13 protein-coding genes and 1 tRNA gene are annotated in these 16,552 nt (G+C 62.5%); all 14 read right to left on the bottom strand.

Annotated elements, in window-relative coordinates; translation table 11 throughout:
• Positions 1 to 387, bottom strand: a 387-nt coding sequence (locus AC1DYM_RS21890) for a GTP-binding protein (RefSeq protein WP_477341995.1), incomplete at its 3' end; no start/stop codon positions are given.
• 50 nt (positions 388 to 437) lie between these two features.
• Positions 438 to 2,567, bottom strand: coding sequence for an elongation factor G (gene fusA / locus AC1DYM_RS21895; protein WP_477341997.1), 2,130 nt, complete (start codon positions 2,565 to 2,567; stop codon positions 438 to 440).
• Positions 2,568 to 2,596: 29 nt separating this feature from the next.
• Positions 2,597 to 3,064, bottom strand: a complete 468-nt coding sequence (gene rpsG / locus AC1DYM_RS21900; protein ID WP_046969521.1) for a 30S ribosomal protein S7 — start codon at positions 3,062 to 3,064, stop codon at positions 2,597 to 2,599.
• A gap of 16 nt (positions 3,065 to 3,080) precedes the next feature.
• Entirely contained in the window at positions 3,081 to 3,455 is a 375-nt protein-coding gene (gene rpsL / locus AC1DYM_RS21905; protein WP_046969520.1) for a 30S ribosomal protein S12, read from the bottom strand.
• Between the two features lie 170 nt (positions 3,456 to 3,625).
• A complete protein-coding gene (gene rpoC, locus AC1DYM_RS21910; protein ID WP_477342000.1) occupies positions 3,626 to 7,840 on the bottom strand; it encodes a DNA-directed RNA polymerase subunit beta' in 4,215 nt (1,404 codons plus the stop codon).
• 25 nt (positions 7,841 to 7,865) lie between these two features.
• Positions 7,866 to 12,035 carry a DNA-directed RNA polymerase subunit beta gene (gene rpoB, locus AC1DYM_RS21915; protein ID WP_477342002.1) on the bottom strand — a complete coding sequence of 1,390 codons (4,170 nt, stop codon included), beginning with the start codon at positions 12,033 to 12,035 and terminating at the stop codon, positions 7,866 to 7,868.
• Positions 12,036 to 12,245: 210 nt separating this feature from the next.
• Positions 12,246 to 12,614 carry a 50S ribosomal protein L7/L12 gene (gene rplL / locus AC1DYM_RS21920; protein ID WP_046969517.1) on the bottom strand — a complete coding sequence of 123 codons (369 nt, stop codon included), beginning with the start codon at positions 12,612 to 12,614 and terminating at the stop codon, positions 12,246 to 12,248.
• 47 nt (positions 12,615 to 12,661) lie between these two features.
• Positions 12,662 to 13,192, bottom strand: coding sequence for a 50S ribosomal protein L10 (rplJ, locus tag AC1DYM_RS21925; RefSeq protein WP_477342004.1), 531 nt, complete (start codon positions 13,190 to 13,192; stop codon positions 12,662 to 12,664).
• Positions 13,193 to 13,536: 344 nt separating this feature from the next.
• Positions 13,537 to 14,244, bottom strand: a complete 708-nt coding sequence (rplA, locus tag AC1DYM_RS21930; protein WP_477342006.1) for a 50S ribosomal protein L1 — start codon at positions 14,242 to 14,244, stop codon at positions 13,537 to 13,539.
• A 3-nt stretch (positions 14,245 to 14,247) separates the two neighbouring features.
• Positions 14,248 to 14,676, bottom strand: coding sequence for a 50S ribosomal protein L11 (gene rplK, locus AC1DYM_RS21935; RefSeq protein WP_046969514.1), 429 nt, complete (start codon positions 14,674 to 14,676; stop codon positions 14,248 to 14,250).
• A 202-nt stretch (positions 14,677 to 14,878) separates the two neighbouring features.
• Positions 14,879 to 15,439: a transcription termination/antitermination protein NusG gene (nusG, locus tag AC1DYM_RS21940; RefSeq protein ID WP_046969513.1), complete on the bottom strand. Its 561-nt coding sequence runs from the start codon at positions 15,437 to 15,439 to the stop codon at positions 14,879 to 14,881.
• Between the two features lie 8 nt (positions 15,440 to 15,447).
• Complete coding sequence (gene secE / locus AC1DYM_RS21945; RefSeq protein ID WP_477342008.1) at positions 15,448 to 15,843, bottom strand: preprotein translocase subunit SecE; 396 nt, start codon at positions 15,841 to 15,843, stop codon at positions 15,448 to 15,450.
• 13 nt (positions 15,844 to 15,856) lie between these two features.
• Positions 15,857 to 15,932 (bottom strand) — tRNA-Trp (locus AC1DYM_RS21950).
• An 88-nt stretch (positions 15,933 to 16,020) separates the two neighbouring features.
• The coding region (locus AC1DYM_RS21955) for an EF-Tu C-terminal domain-related protein (RefSeq protein WP_477342010.1) at positions 16,021 to 16,552 on the bottom strand (532 nt) is incomplete at its 5' end.

Raw genomic sequence — 16,552 nt, forward strand, 5'->3', positions numbered from 1 at the left:
AGCAGGATGTGCTCGCGGGTCTAGCAGGATGTGCTCGCGGGTCTGCGGCATCGGGCCGTCAGCGGCCGAGCACACCAGGATCGCGCCGTCCATCTGCGCCGCACCGGTGATCATGTTCTTGACGTAGTCAGCATGTCCCGGGCAGTCGACGTGGCCGTAGTGGCGATTCGGCGACTCGTATTCGACGTGGGCGGTCGAGATCGTGATGCCGCGAGCCTTCTCTTCCGGCGCAGCGTCGATCGAACCGTAGTCCTTGAATTCACCGCCGAAACGCTCGGCACCGATCTTCGTCAGTGCTGCCGTCAGCGTGGTCTTGCCGTGATCGACGTGACCGATGGTGCCGACATTGACGTGCGGCTTCTTGCGCTCGAACTTACCCTTTGCCATGACCTAAAACCTCGAAGAGAACGTTATATGTTTTGAAGAAGAAGCCCTTATCAGGACTTCTTCATGACCTGCTCAGCGATGTTGCTGGGCGCCGGCTCGTAATGGTCGAATTCCATCGTGAACGTGGCGCGACCCTGCGACAGCGAACGAATCGTGGTCGCATAACCGAACATCTCACCGAGCGGAATCATCGCATTGATGGTCTTGCCCGACGGAGTTTCTTCCTGACCGGTCAGCATGCCGCGACGGCGCGAGATATCGCCCATCACGTCACCGACGTAGTCTTCCGGCGTCACGACTTCAACCTTCATGATCGGCTCGAGCAGAACCGGCTTCGCCTTGGCAAAGCCCTGCTTGAACGCCATCGAGGAGGCGAGCTTGAACGCCATTTCCGACGAATCGACGTCGTGGTACGAACCGAAGACGAGCTTGACCTTCACGTTGACGACCGGGAAGCCCGCGAGCGGACCGCTGGTGATCGTCTCGCGCAGACCCTTCTCGACGGACGGGATGAATTCCTTCGGAATCACACCGCCGGTGATGTCGTTGATGAAGAGGAAGTCGTCCTTGATCGACGGCGCGATCTTCGGATCCGCACGGTCGGCATCGGTGATCGGCGAGAGTTCGATCACGACGTGACCGTACTGACCTTTACCACCCGACTGCTTGGCGTGCTTGTAGTCCGACTTGACGTCCTGCGCCTGAATCGTCTCGCGGTAAGCCACCTGCGGCTTGCCGACGTTGGCTTCGACGTTGAACTCGCGACGCATGCGGTCCACCAGGATGTCCAGGTGAAGCTCGCCCATGCCCGAGATGATCGTCTGACCCGACTCTTCGTCCGTCTTGACGCGGAACGACGGATCTTCCGCGGCCAGACGGCCGAGGGCGACACCCATCTTTTCCTGGTCCGACTTGGTCTTCGGCTCGACCGCCATGGAGATCACCGGCTCCGGGAACGTCATGCGCTCCAGGGTGATGATGTGATCCTGCGCGCAGAGCGTGTCACCGGTCGTGACGTCCTTGAGGCCGACCGCTGCGGCGATATCGCCAGCGCGGACTTCCTTCAGTTCGTGACGCTCGTTGGCGTGCATCTGCAGCATGCGGCCGATACGCTCCTTCTTCGACTTGACCGGGTTGTACACCGGGTCACCGGCGTTCAGCGTGCCCGAATAGACACGGAAGAACGTCAGCGCGCCGACGAACGGGTCGGTCATGATCTTGAACGCGAGCGCCGAGAACGGAGCATCGTCCTTCGCTTCGCGGGTGTCCGGCTGCTCGTTCTCGTCGATACCTTCGACCGGCGGACGGTCGAGCGGCGACGGGAGCAGGTTGACCACGGCATCGAGCATGGCCTGGACGCCCTTGTTCTTGAAGGCGGTACCGCAGAACACCGGGATGATCTCGCTGCGCAGGGTGCGCAGACGCAGACCTTCGATGATCTCCGCTTCGGTGAGCTCTTCGCCACCAAGGTACTTGTCCATCATCTCTTCCGTGGCTTCCGCCGCGGCTTCGATCATGGTGGTACGGTCAGCCTCGGCGCGCTCCTTGAGCTCAGCCGGGATTTCCTCGTACTCGAACTTCATGCCCTGGGACTCCATGTCCCACTTGACGGCCTTCATCTTGAGAAGATCGACCACGCCTTCGAAGTTGTCTTCGGCACCGATCGGCACCTGCATCGGTACCGGGTTGGCACCAAGGCGAGCCTTCAGCTGGCCAACGACCTTGTCGAAGTTCGCGCCGGTGCGATCCATCTTGTTGACGAACGCAAGGCGCGGAACCTTGTACCGGTTGGCCTGACGCCAGACGGTCTCGGACTGCGGCTGCACACCACCCACGGCGCAGAGAACGAACACCGCACCGTCGAGCACGCGGAGCGAACGCTCCACTTCGATGGTGAAGTCGACGTGCCCCGGGGTGTCGATGATGTTGAAGCGGTGCTCGGGCAGCGAACGATCCATGCCCTTCCAGAATGCCGTCGTGGCAGCGGAAGTGATGGTGATGCCGCGCTCCTGCTCCTGCTCCATCCAGTCCATCGTCGCCGCACCGTCATGCACCTCGCCAATCTTATGACTGACACCGGTGTAGAACAGGATGCGCTCCGTGGTCGTGGTCTTGCCGGCATCGATGTGAGCCATGATGCCGAAGTTGCGGTAGCGCTCGATGGGAGTGGTGCGTGCCACGGTCTTTCCTCAATCTGAAGCTGTAGTAATTACCAGCGGTAATGCGAGAAGGCCTTGTTGGCCTCTGCCATACGATGCGTTTCTTCGCGCTTCTTGACGGCGCCGCCACGGGATTCCGAGGCTTCGAGCAGTTCGGCGGCCAGCTTGCGCGGCATGGACGTCTCGCCGCGCTTGCGCGCTGCGTCGATCACCCAGCGCATGGCAAGCGCCATACGACGGCCCGGACGGACTTCGACCGGCACCTGGTACGTGGCACCGCCAACGCGACGCGACTTCACCTCGACGGCCGGGGCGATGTTGCCCAGGGCCTTCTCGACGAGCTGCACCGGCTCACCATGCTTTTCGCTGATGTGCTGGAGGGCGCCGTACACAATGGCTTCGGCAACGGACTTCTTGCCGGACTTCATCACCATATTGATGAAGCGGGCAATCAGCTGGCTTCCGTGCTTCGGGTCCGGGAGGACCACACGGGCGGGATGGGAACCTTTACGCGACATAATTCTTGTCCTTTGCTCAGCTCTTCGGGCGCTTGGCGCCGTACTTCGAGCGCGACTTGCGACGCTTGGTCACGCCGGCGCAGTCGAGACTGCCGCGAACCGTGTGGTAACGCACACCCGGGAGATCCTTGACGCGACCGCCGCGGATCAGGACCACCGAGTGCTCCTGGAGATTATGACCTTCGCCACCGATGTAGCTGATGACTTCGAAACCGTTGGTGAGGCGCACCTTGGCAACCTTACGCAGCGCCGAGTTCGGCTTCTTCGGGGTGGTCGTGTAAACGCGCGTGCAGACGCCGCGACGCTGCGGGCTGCTCTGCAGGGCCGGCGACGCACTCTTGTACGCCTTCGGGCTGCGGGCTTTGCGAACCAACTGGTTGACTGTCGTCATGCGAAGCTATTCCTGAGAAACATAAAGGCAGACCGAAAGATCGGCCCGCCAGATAAGCGTTGTTGACGTGCGCCTCCCGCCAAGCGGGAGGGCGCCCATCGTCCGTGATTCCGAACACGAGGCGCATCCTTGCGCCTCATTTCGTATGTAAAGCAAAGCCCCGGAGGACCTTACTCGGCGCTATCGTTGGACCCGGCGGAGGCCTCTTCGAACGTGACGACCGGTGCCGAACCCGAGAGGGTTTCGAGCTCCGAAGCCGTCAGGCCGCCCTGGCTACGACGCGATGCGTGGTATGCCAGACCCGTACCCGCAGGGATTAGCCGTCCAACAATAACATTTTCCTTGAGGCCACGCAACGTGTCGCGGGTGCCACGAACCGCCGCTTCCGTGAGGACGCGGGTGGTTTCCTGGAACGAAGCCGCCGAAATGAACGATTCGGTGGCCAGCGACGCCTTGGTGATACCCAGCAGGACCGACTCGAACCCGGCCCGACGCTCGCCCCGCTTCTCGGCGCGATCGTTTTCCTCGTTGATCCGGACGCGCTCGACCTGCTCACCGCGCAGGTAGGTGCTGTCACCCGCCTCGGTGATCTCGACCTTGCGCAGCATCTGGCGAATGATCGCTTCGATGTGCTTGTCGTTGATCTTCACGCCCTGCAGGCGGTAGACGTCCTGGATTTCCTTGACCAGGTACGAGGCCAGCGGCTCGACACCCAGCAGGCGCAGGATGTCATGCGGATTCGGCTCGCCGTCGACGACGGTTTCGCCCTTCTCCACGTGCTCGCCTTCGAAGACGATGACCTGACGCCACTTGGGAATCAGCTCCTCGTGCTCGTTGCCGTCCACATCCTTGATGATCAGGCGCTGCTTGCCCTTGGTGTCCTTACCGAAGCTGACGATACCCGAGCGCTCCGCGAGGATCGCCGGCTCCTTCGGCTTGCGGGCTTCGAACAAGTCGGCAACGCGCGGCAGACCACCGGTGATGTCGCGGGTCTTCGAGGTTTCCTGCGGGATACGGGCGACAACGTCACCCACGCCCACTTCGGTACCGTTCTGGATCGAGACGATCGCGCCGGCCGGCAGGAAGTACTGGGCCGCAATGTCCGTACCCGGCAGCTTGAGCTCACGGCCCTTGCTGTCTTCCAGGCGAACGATCGGGCGCAGATCCTTGGCCTGCGTACCGCGACGCTTCGGATCGGTGACCACCGCCGACTCGAGGCCGGTCAGTTCGTCCGTCTGCGACTGCACGGTGATGCCATCGATGAAGTCGATGAAGCGCACCACGCCCGCCACTTCCGTGACGATCGGATGGGTATGCGGATCCCAGTTGGCCACGGTCTGGCCGGACTTCACCGGGTCGCCATCCTTCACGGCGATGGTGGCGCCGTAAGGCACCTTGTAACGCTCACGCTCGCGACCGTTCGAGTCGATGACGCTGACTTCGCCCGAACGCGAGACGGCGACCAGGTGACCCTGGCTGTGCTCGACCGACTTCAGGTTGTTGAACTTCAGCGCACCGGTCGTACGGATCGTGACGTTATCGACTGCCGCGGCACGAGACGCCGCACCACCGATGTGGAACGTACGCATCGTCAGCTGGGTACCCGGCTCACCGATCGACTGAGCGGCGACCACACCCACGGCCTCACCCATGTTGACCAGGTGACCACGAGCCAGATCGCGGCCGTAGCACAGGGCGCACACGCCATGGCTGGCACGGCAGGTGATCGGCGAACGCACCTTGATCAGCTGCACGCTGGCCTTGTCGAGCTTGTCGACCAGGTACTCGTCCAGCAGGGTGTCGCGGGTCACGATGGCCTGGTCGTCGTCGCCGGGGGCGTAGACGTCCTCGACCACGACGCGACCGAGCACGCGCTCGCGCAACGGCTCGACCACGTCACCGCCTTCGACGATCGGCGACATCATGACGCCGTCTTCCGTGCCGCAATCGTGCTCGGTGATGACGACGTCCTGCGCCACGTCGACGAGACGACGGGTGAGGTAACCGGAGTTCGCGGTCTTCAGCGCCGTATCCGCGAGACCCTTACGGGCACCGTGGGTGGAGTTGAAGTACTGCAGCACGTTCAGGCCTTCACGGAAGTTCGCCTTGATGGGCGTCTCGATGATCGAGCCGTCCGGACGAGCCATCAGGCCACGCATACCCGCCAGCTGACGAATCTGGGCCGCGCTACCACGCGCACCGGAGTCCGCCATGATGTACAGCGAGTTCATCGACTTCTGGTTGACCGTCTTGCCGTCGGCGTCCTCGACCTTCTCGGTACCGATACCGTCGATCATCGCCTTGGCGACGAGTTCGTTGGTGCGGGACCAGATGTCGACGACCTTGTTGTAGCGCTCGCCGGCGGTCACGAGACCCGACTGGTACTGCTCCTGGATCTCGACGACTTCCTTCTCGGCTTCCTCGAGGATGCCCTTCTTCTCAGCCGGGATCTTCATGTCGTCGATACCGATGGAGATACCGGCGCGCGTCGCGAAACGGAAGCCGGTGTACATCAGCTTGTCGGCGAACACGACCGATTCCTTCAGACCGAGCAGACGGTAGCTCTGGTTGATCAGGCGCGAGATGTTCTTCTTGGTCAGCTCGGTATTGACCAGCGCGAACGGCAGGCCCTCCGGGATGATTTCCATCAGCAGGGCACGGCCGACCGTCGTATCGACGATGGCGGTACGCGAGGAGGTGGCACCCTCTTCGTCCTGCTCGGTGATGTGGATGCGGACCTTGACCTTGGCGTGCAGCTCGACGGCGCGGTTGTCGTACGCACGACGCACTTCCGCAACGTTGGCGAACACCATGCCGGCGCCCTTCACGTTGATCAGTTCGCGCGTCATGTAGTACAGGCCGAGCACGACGTCCTGCGACGGCACGATGATCGGCTCGCCGTTCGCCGGCGACAGGATGTTGTTCGACGACATCATCAGGGCACGGGCTTCGAGCTGCGCCTCGATCGACAGCGGCACATGGACGGCCATCTGGTCACCGTCGAAGTCGGCGTTGAACGCCGTACACACGAGCGGATGCAGCTGGATCGCCTTGCCTTCGATGAGGACCGGCTCGAACGCCTGGATACCGAGACGATGCAGGGTCGGGGCACGGTTGAGCATGACCGGATGTTCGCGGATCACGTCTTCCAGGATGTCCCACACCTGGGCCTCTTCGCGCTCGACGAGCTTCTTCGCGGCCTTGATGGTCGTGGCTTCACCACGTGCCTGGAGCTTGGCGAAGATGAAGGGCTTGAACAGCTCGAGCGCCATCTTCTTCGGCAGGCCGCACTGGTGCAGGCGAAGCGTCGGGCCGACCACGATGACCGAACGGCCCGAGTAGTCGACGCGCTTGCCGAGCAGGTTCTGGCGGAAGCGGCCCTGCTTGCCCTTGATCATGTCGGCCAGCGACTTCAGCGCGCGCTTGTTCGTGCCGGTGATGGCACGACCGCGACGGCCGTTGTCGAGCAGCGCATCGACTGATTCCTGCAGCATGCGCTTCTCGTTGCGGACGATGATGTCCGGCGCAGCGAGTTCGAGCAGGCGCTTCAGGCGGTTGTTACGGTTGATGACGCGGCGGTACAGGTCGTTGAGGTCGGAGGTCGCGAAGCGACCGCCGTCCAGCGGAACCAGCGGACGCAGGTCCGGCGGCAGCACGGGAAGGACGGTCATGACCATCCATTCCGGCTTGTTGCCAGACTCGAGGAACGCCTCGATCAGCTTCACGCGCTTGGTGAGGCGCTTCAGCTTGGTCTCGGAATTGGTCGCCGTGATCTCTTCCTTGAGGCGAATGACTTCGCCCGGCAGGTCGAGGCTCTTCAGCAGCTCGTAGACGGCCTCGGCACCCATGCGGGCATCGAACTCGTCGCCGTGCTCTTCGGTGGCTTCCAGATACTGGTCTTCGCTGAGCAGCTGGCCGCGCTCGAGCGCGGTCAGGCCTGGATCGATCACGACGAACGCTTCRAAGTACAGSAYGCGYTCGATGTCRCGCAGSGTCATGTCSAGCAYSAGGCCSAKGCGCGASGGCAGCGACTTCAGGAACCAGATGTGCGCGSWCGGKSYGGCCAGSTCGATGTGRCCCATGCGCTCGCGRCGRACCTTGGYCWGYGTGACYTCRRYGCCGCACTTTTCGCAGAYSACACCRCGGTGYTTCAKGCGCTTGTACTTGCCGCACAGGCAYTCGTAGTCCTTGATSGGGCCAAAGATGGCCGCGCAGAACAGACCGTCACGCTCGGGCTTGAACGTGCGGTAGTTGATGGTTTCCGGCTTCTTGACTTCACCGTACGACCACGACCGGATCAGCTCCGGCGAAGCCAGGGCGATCTTGATCGCGTCGAAGTCCAGCGTCTGTCGCTGCTGGTTGAACAGATTGAGCAGGTCTTTCATGCGTAATCTCCGGTAGCCGCGACGATCACTTGATCTCTTCCAACTCGATATCGATGGCGAGCGAGCGGATTTCCTTCACGAGCACGTTGAAGGATTCCGGCATGCCAGCCGCCATTTCGTGGTTGCCGTCGACAATGTTCTTGTACATCTGGTTACGGCCCTGCACGTCATCCGACTTAACGGTGAGCATTTCCTGCAGGGTGTAAGCCGCGCCATAGGCTTCCAGCGCCCAGACTTCCATTTCGCCGAAGCGCTGGCCGCCGAACTGCGCCTTGCCGCCCAGCGGCTGCTGGGTAACGAGCGAGTACGGACCCGTCGAACGCGCGTGCATCTTGTCGTCGACGAGGTGGTTCAGCTTCAGCATGTGCATGTAGCCCACGGTGACCGGGCGATCGAACGCCTCGCCGGTACGGCCGTCGTAGAGCACCGTCTGGCCGGATTCCGGCAGATCGGCAAGCTTCAGCATGTGCTTGATTTCGGTCTCTTCGGCACCGTCGAAGACCGGGGTGGCCATCGGGACGCCGTCGCGCAGGTTGTCGGCCAGCTGGATGATCTCGGCGTCCGTCATCGACTTGAGGTCGACGTGGCGCACCGCACCTTCCGCACCGGCGTTACCGTGGTTGTAGACCTCGTCGAGGAACTCGCGCAGCTTGGCCGGCTTCTCGTTGGCTTCGATCATGGCCGCGATCTTGTGGCCCAGGCCCTTGGCGGCCCAGCCCAGATGGACCTCGAGAATCTGACCGATGTTCATACGCGAAGGCACGCCCAGCGGGTTCAGGCAGATGTCGACCGGACGACCGTCAGCGGAGAACGGCATGTCCTCGACCGGAACGATCATCGACACGACACCCTTGTTGCCGTGACGGCCTGCCATCTTGTCACCCGGCTGGATGCGGCGCTTAACGGCAAGGTAGACCTTGACCATCTTGAGCACGCCCGGTGCGAGATCGTCGCCCTGGGTGATCTTGCCCTGCTTCTCCTTGAAGCGCTTGTCGAAGGCCTCGCGATGACGCTTGACCTGGTCGGCCGCGCGCTCGAGGAACTCCGAGACTTCCTCATCCTTGACGTTGATCTTGAACCAGTCGTCCTTCTTGAGCGTATCGAGGTAGGCGTCGTCGATGACGGTGCCGCGCTTGAGACCGCCCGGGCCGCTCATCGCGGACTTGCCGACGAGCTGCGAGCGCATACGTGCGTAGATGGCGCTCTCGAGGATGCGGAACTGGTCGTCGAGATCCTTGCGGATACGCTTCAGTTCGGTCTCTTCGATCTGCTTGGCGCGCTTGTCTTTCTCGATACCGTCGCGGGTGAAGACCTGTACGTCGATGACATTGCCGTCCATGCCCGGGGGCACGCGCAGAGAGCTGTCCTTAACGTCCGAGGCCTTCTCGCCGAAGATGGCGCGGAGGAGCTTTTCTTCCGGCGTGAGCTGGCTCTCGCCCTTGGGCGTAACCTTGCCGACGAGGATGTCGCCCGCCTTCACTTCCGCACCGATGTAGACGATGCCGGACTCGTCGAGACGGGCCAGGGCCTGCTCGCCGACGTTCGGGATGTCCGCGGTGATTTCTTCGGCGCCGAGCTTCGTGTCGCGGGCGATGCAGGTCATTTCCTCGATGTGGATCGAGGTGTAACGATCTTCCTGGACTACGCGCTCGGAGATCAGGATCGAGTCTTCGAAGTTGTAGCCGTTCCACGGCATGAACGCGACGAGCATGTTCTGGCCGAGCGCGAGCTCACCGAGGTCGGTCGAGGAACCGTCCGCCAGGGTATCGCCCACCGCCACCACGTCACCGACATTCACCAGCGGGCGCTGGTTGAGGTTGGTGTTCTGGTTGGAGCGGGTGTACTTGGTCAGCGTATAGATATCGACGCCGGCGTCGTTCTCGTCCACTTCCGCTTCGTTCGCACGCACGACGATACGGGCGGCATCGACCTGGTCGATGACACCGCCGCGCTTGGCGGACACGGTGACGCCCGAGTCACGCGCCACGGCACGCTCGATGCCCGTGCCGACGAGCGGCTTCTGGCTGCGCAGCGTCGGGACGGCCTGACGCTGCATGTTCGCACCCATGAGGGCGCGGTTAGCATCATCGTGCTCGAGGAAGGGCACGAGCGCCGCTGCGACCGACACGGTCTGCATCGGCGAGACGTCCATGTAGTTGATCTCGGCCGACGGACGCAGCTCCGACTCACCGCGGAAGCGGCAGGAGACGAAGTCTTCGATGAACTTGCCTTCCTTCGTCAGGGGCGAGTTCGCCTGCGCGATCACGTGGTCGCCCTCTTCGATCGCGGAGAGGTAGTCGACCTTGTCGGTGACCTTGCCGCCTTCCACCTTGCGATACGGCGTCTCGAGGAAGCCATACGAGTTGGTGCGGGCGTACACGGCCAGCGAGTTGATCAGGCCGATGTTCGGGCCTTCCGGCGTTTCGATGGTGCAGACGCGGCCGTAATGGGTCGGGTGCACGTCGCGGACTTCGAAGCCGGCGCGCTCACGGGTCAGGCCGCCTGGTCCAAGCGCGGACACGCGGCGCTTGTGGGTGACTTCGGACAGCGGGTTGTTCTGATCCATGAACTGCGAGAGCTGCGACGAACCGAAGAACTCCTTCACCGCTGCCGCAACCGGCTTGGCGTTGATCAGTTCCTGCGGGGTCAGGCCTTCGGATTCGGCCAGCGACAGGCGCTCGCGAACCGCGCGCTCGACGCGGACGAGACCGATGCGGAAGGTGTTCTCCGCCATTTCGCCGACCGAACGCACGCGACGGTTACCGAGATGGTCGATATCGTCGACCGTTCCGATACCGTTGCGGATGTCGATCAGGACACGCAGCACGTCGAGGATGTCCGACGTCTCGCCCTGCTCGGCGACCAGACGCTGCGACTCTTCTTCCTTGCGCTCGCTGAAGTACTTGTGGTCGTACAGCACGCCCGGACCGACGACGTCCTTGCGGCCGACACGACGGTTGAACTTCATGCGGCCGACGCCCGACAGGTCGTAGCGGTCGAAGGTGAAGAACAGGTTGAAGAACAGGTTCTGCGCGGCATCCTTGGTCGGCGGCTCGCCCGGACGCATCATCCGGTAGATTTCGACCAGGGCCTCGAGCTGCGTGCGCGTGTTGTCGATGCGCAGCGTGTTCGAGATATACGCGCCACGATCGAGATCGTTCACGTACAGCGTCGGCACCGTCTCGATACCGCCCTTGCGGAACTTCTCGAGGTGGTCGAGCGTGAGCTCGTCGTTCGCCGCGGCGATGATCTCGCCCGTGTCCTTGTCGATCATGTCGACGGCCACGATGCGGCCGACCGGGTAATCGTCCGGCACTTCGAGCGTGGTGATCTTCTCGCTGGCGAGCTGGCGAACGTGGCGCGCAGTGATGCGCTTGCCGGCTTCGACCAGCACCTTGCCGTCGATCACGAGATCGAACGAGAGGGTTTCACCGCGCAGGCGCTCGGCGACGAGGTCGAGCGTGACGCCGCCCTTCTTGCCGAGGTGGAACGTGTTGTGCTCGAAGAAGATCGAGAGGATCTCTTCGTTGTTGTAGCCGAGCGCGCGCAGCAGCACCGTCACCGGCAACTTGCGGCGACGATCGATACGGGTGAACAGCGCGTCCTTCGGGTCGAACTCGAAATCGAGCCACGAACCACGGTAAGGAATCACGCGGGCCGAGAACAGGAGCTTGCCCGAGCTATGCGTCTTGCCGCGGTCGTGATCGAAGAACACGCCCGGCGAACGGTGCAGCTGCGAGACGATGACGCGCTCGGTGCCGTTGATGATGAAGGTGCCGGTGTCGGTCATGAGCGGAATCTCGCCCATGTAGACCTCCTGCTCCTTGACGTACTTGACGGCCTTCTTCGACGCCGGGCTGTCCTTGTCATAGATGACCAGGCGCACGGTGGTGCGCAGCGGCGCACCGAAGGTCATGCCGCGGTTGCGGCATTCACGTTCATCGAACGCCGGTTCGCCGAGCCTGTAGTCGACGTATTCGAGGGCGGCGTTGCCGGAGTAGCTCGAAATCGGGAACACCGACTTCAGCGCGGCGTGGAGACCCTTCTCCTCACGCTGCTTGGAGCTGACCTGCTCCTGCAGGAATTCCTTGTACGAGTCGGTCTGGATCGTCAGCAGGTTGGGCACGCCCAGAACGGGCGGACGCTTGCCGAAATCCTTACGGATGCGCTTCTTCTCGGTAAACGAGTAGGTCATGGTGGGTACCGCCTCGGCTCAGTAGCAAAAATGAATCGAAAATCGGAGATCGAGATTCGACTGCAGGGCATCGCTGCCCTCAACTCCCGATGTCCCATTTCCGACGATCGGAACGGGGAACGAACATGGCCAGGAACGGCCAAAGCCCGGGGGCTTACGCCCCCAGGCTCACTTGACGCTATATCGAACTACAGGCGCGCAAGGCGCCGATTACTTGAGTTCGACCTTGGCGCCCGCAGCTTCCAGGTCCTTCTTGAACTTGGCAGCGTCGTCCTTCGAAGCAGCTTCCTTCACGACGCCACCGGCCTCGGTGAGGTCCTTGGCTTCCTTCAGGCCGAGGCCGGTGATGGCGCGAACGGCCTTGATCACGTCGACCTTCTTGTCGCCGGCGGAGATCAGGATCACGTCGAATTCGGTCTGCTCTTCGACAGCGGCAGCGGCCGGGCCGGCAGCAGCGGCAACCGGAGCGGCAGCCGAAACGCCGAAGGTCTCTTCGATCGACTTGACGAGTTCCATGATTTCCATCAGGGACTTGGCCTTGATGGCTTCGACGATCTGTTCGGTGGTCAGGGTGGACATGGTTTTCTTACCTTCTGAAATGGTTTCGGTATGGAAAGTCGACGGGATCAGGCTTCGACCGGGGCTTCTTCGGCGGCGACGACGTCGCTACCACCCTGCTGGTCGGCCACGGCCTTGACGGCACGGGCAAACATCGCGACCGGTTCGCTGAGGACGCGAGCCAGCATGGCGAGCGCTTCCTGACGAGTCGGCAGCGAGGCAAGCACATCGACGTGGGCGGCGGGAAGCAGCTTGCCTTCCACGGACACGACCTTCGCGATCAGCTTGTCGTTGGTCTTTGCGAATTCCTTGATCACGCGCCCGGCAGCGCCGGGTTCTTCGAGCGAGAACGCATACAGCAGCGGACCGACGAGAACGTCCTTGACGATCTCGAATTCGGTACCGGCTACAGCGCGTGCGGCCAGCGTGTTCTTGACAACTTTCAAGAAAACACCGGACTCACGAGCCTTCTTACGCATCGCGGTCATCTGAGAGACCGTGGTGCCTGCGTACTCGGCGGCGACCAAGGAGTGAGCCTTCGCAGCGACTTCTGCCAGCTCGGCGACTACTTCTTGCTTCTGGGACAGATTGAGAGCCATTGCACTCCTCCAAATGAACTCCGCTCACGGCTCCTGCCGCTTGCGGTCCTGGGCGACATCGTCCTGACGTCGGGGACACGAGGTGTCCCGGGTGGTGGCCTTTCCAGATTCGAAACGAATACCAGAAGGGGCAGCACCATCTACGCAGGCCAGACCCATGGAGGCATCCGATTAAGCGATCCCGCTAACGACGACGGCGTTTCCATGCCAACACGAGCTCCCTGCTCGTCGCCGTCGCGCGCTGATCGCGCCTACGGTCTTTGACGGCTGCACCGGACTTTCGACCGGGGCTGCCTTCAAAAACGTTCCTCCGCCGGGCGACCCGGCGGAGGCCGTAAAACGAATTACTTGGCCGAGGTGTTCACGGTCGAGGTATCGACCGGCACGCCCACGCCCATGGTGCTGGAGATCGCGACGCGCTGGATGTACTGACCCTTCGCTGCGGCCGGCTTGGCCTTGAGCAGATCGGAGATCAGCGTGTTCAGGTTGTCCGCGAGCTGGGCAGCGTCGAAGCTGGCCTTGCCGATGGTGGCGTGGATGATGCCGCCCTTATCGTTACGGAACTTGACCTGGCCAGCCTTGGCGTTCTTGACGGCCGTGGCGACGTCGGCGGTGACCGAGCCGTCCTTCGGGTTCGGCATCAGGCCACGGGGACCGAGGACCTGACCGAGCTTACCGACGACGCGCATCGCGTCCGGCGTCGCAATGACGCGGCCGTAGTTCAGATCGCCAGCGGCCATCTTCTCGGCGAGGTCGTCCATACCGACGGCGTCGGCACCGGCGGCGAGAGCGGCATCGGCCTTCTCACCCGGCGGCACGAACACGGCGACGCGGACGGTCTTGCCGGTGCCGTGCGGCAGCAGCGAGGAGCCGCGCACGCCCTGGTCCGACTTCTTCGCGTCGATGCCCAGACGGACGGAGACGTCCACCGACTCGGCGAACTTCGCCTTGGCATTGTCCTTGACGATCTTCAGCGCTTCGTCGAGACCATAGGTCTTGCCGGGCTGGACGGCGGCCGTAGCGGCCTTCATACGCTTCGTGAGCTTTGCCATTTCTTAACCCTCCACTACCAGGCCCATGGAACGCGCGCTGCCGGCGATCGTACGCACGGCGGCATCCAGATCGGCAGCCGTGAGATCCGGCTCCTTCTGCTTCGCGATTTCCTCGAGCTGGGCGCGGGTGACCTTACCGACCTTGTCGGTATTCGGCTTGGGCGAGCCCTTGGCCACGCCCGTGATCTTCTTGAGGAGGATCGAGGCCGGCGGGGTCTTCGTGATGAAGGTGAACGTACGGTCCGAGTAGGCCGTGATCACGACCGGGATCGGGAGACCCGGCTCGAGCTTCTGCGTGGCGGCATTGAACGCCTTGCAGAACTCCATGATGTTCAGGCCGCGCTGACCGAGCGCCGGACCGACGGGCGGCGAGGGGTTAGCCTGGCCGGCCTTCACCTGCAACTTGATGTAACCAATGACTTTCTTTGCCATTTAACGTTCCTCGCGAGTGCTGGCGCCTTGCGGCTCCTCGCTGTAGACCTTCCCTGGTGGTGAATGGATCCGCTTATGCGAACCCCTGAAACACGGACACGCCGGAGCATAAAGCTCCAGCGTGGACCGGGCATTATAGGCGCCGGCTTCAGGCTATGCAACGCCCGTGCCGAACGGGTCGGGTAGACCGACCAGGAGGCCTTCAGGCCTTCTCCACCTGGCCGAATTCGAGCTCGACCGGGGTAGAACGACCGAAAATGAGCACCGCGACGCGCAGGCGGCTCTTTTCGTAATTCACTTCCTCGACAACGCCATTGAAGTCGTTGAACGGACCTTCGGTGACACGAACCATCTCACCCGGCTCGAAGAGCACCTTCGGGCGGGGCTTCTCGACACCTTCGCGGACCCGGCTGAGGATGGCCTCGGCCTCGGTGTCCTTGATCGGGTGCGGACGGTCGGCGGTTCCGCCGATGAAACCCATGACCTTCGGGGTTTCCTTGACCAGATGCCAGCACTCGTCGTCGATACGCGGCGTCTTGCCGTTGGTATCGGTTTCGATCTGCACCAGGACGTAACCGGGGAAGAACTTGCGCTCGCTACGGCGCTTCTGGCCGCCGCGCATTTCGATGACTTCCTCGGTCGGAACCAGGATTTCACCGAACTTCTCTTCCATGCCCTCGCGCACGACGCGCTCGGTCAGGGCCTTGCGAACCTGCTGTTCGAACCCCGAATAGGCGTGAACCACGTACCAGCGTTTGCTCATGCCTTACCTCAATGTCCGAGCTTAAGCAGCCAATCGAGCACGACCGTCTTCAGCAACCAGTCGATCAACCCCATTAGCAGCGAGAGAATGATGACGACCACGATGATGATACCGGTGGTCTTCAGCGTTTCGTCGCGCGACGGCCAGACGACCTTGCGCAACTCGAACTGCGACTCGGCGATGAAGCCGCGCAGCTTACGGCCAGGGACCGTGAATGCACCGATCGCCAGGGCGGCGGCGACGGCGACAATAACGCCGATGACGCGCGCGAAAGACGGCACGTTCGGATTATCGCTGAAATAGTAGAAACCGACGATGCCGGCGATGAGCACGATGGAAGCAAGCGCTAGCTTGCCGATGTCGGCCGGGCCCATACCCTTGGCTTGTTCTGCCTTCGTGTTCATGCGCGCTCAAGAATGGCACGCCAGGAGGGACTCGAACCCCCAACCTGCGGTTTTGGAGACCGCTGCTCTGCCAATTGAGCTACTGGCGTACAAATGAAACAGGTGAAACGCGGGGCAGGCAGTCAGTGACCAGCCTGCCTCGCGACCAGATGCCGACCCGAGGGTCGGCATCACTTTTTAGTCGTTGATCTTCGAGACGACGCCGGCGCCGACGGTGCGGCCACCCTCACGAATCGCGAAGCGCAGACCTTCGTCCATGRCAATCTTGAAGCCCAGCTCAACCGTGATCTTCACGTTGTCGCCCGGCATCACCATCTCGACGCCTTCCGGCAAGCTGATCGAACCGGTCACGTCCGTGGTACGGAAGTAGAACTGCGGACGATAGTTGCTGAAGAACGGCGTGTGACGGCCACCCTCGTCCTTCGACAGGATGTACACCTCGCCTTCGAACTTGGCGTGCGGCGTCACCGACTTCGGAGCAGCCAGGACCTGGCCACGCTCGACGTCTTCACGCTTCAGACCGCGGACCAGCACGCCGACGTTGTCGCCGGCCTGACCCTGGTCGAGCAGCTTGCGGAACATTTCCACGCCCGTGACGGTCGTCTGCTGGGTGTCCTTCAGGCCAACCACTTCGGCCGCATCACCCACCTTGACGATACCGCGCTCGACGCGACCGGTCAGCACCGTACCGCGACCCGAGATCGAGAAC

The organism is Luteibacter sp. P1_D3 (assembly GCF_056406135.1).

Excerpts from the sequence above, each read along its gene's own strand:
- rplA (WP_477342006.1), bottom strand. The coding sequence starts at position 14,244 with ATGGCAAAGCTCACGAAGCGTATGAAGGCCGCTACGGCCGCCGTCCAG.
- rplJ (WP_477342004.1), bottom strand. The coding sequence starts at position 13,192 with ATGGCTCTCAATCTGTCCCAGAAGCAAGAAGTAGTCGCCGAGCTGGCA.
- rplL (WP_046969517.1), bottom strand. The coding sequence starts at position 12,614 with ATGTCCACCCTGACCACCGAACAGATCGTCGAAGCCATCAAGGCCAAG.
- rpsG (WP_046969521.1), bottom strand. The coding sequence starts at position 3,064 with ATGTCGCGTAAAGGTTCCCATCCCGCCCGTGTGGTCCTCCCGGACCCG.
- rpoB (WP_477342002.1), bottom strand. The coding sequence starts at position 12,035 with ATGACCTACTCGTTTACCGAGAAGAAGCGCATCCGTAAGGATTTCGGC.
- rpsL (WP_046969520.1), bottom strand. The coding sequence starts at position 3,455 with ATGACGACAGTCAACCAGTTGGTTCGCAAAGCCCGCAGCCCGAAGGCG.
- secE (WP_477342008.1), bottom strand. The coding sequence starts at position 15,843 with ATGAACACGAAGGCAGAACAAGCCAAGGGTATGGGCCCGGCCGACATC.
- nusG (WP_046969513.1), bottom strand. The coding sequence starts at position 15,439 with ATGAGCAAACGCTGGTACGTGGTTCACGCCTATTCGGGGTTCGAACAG.
- rplK (WP_046969514.1), bottom strand. The coding sequence starts at position 14,676 with ATGGCAAAGAAAGTCATTGGTTACATCAAGTTGCAGGTGAAGGCCGGC.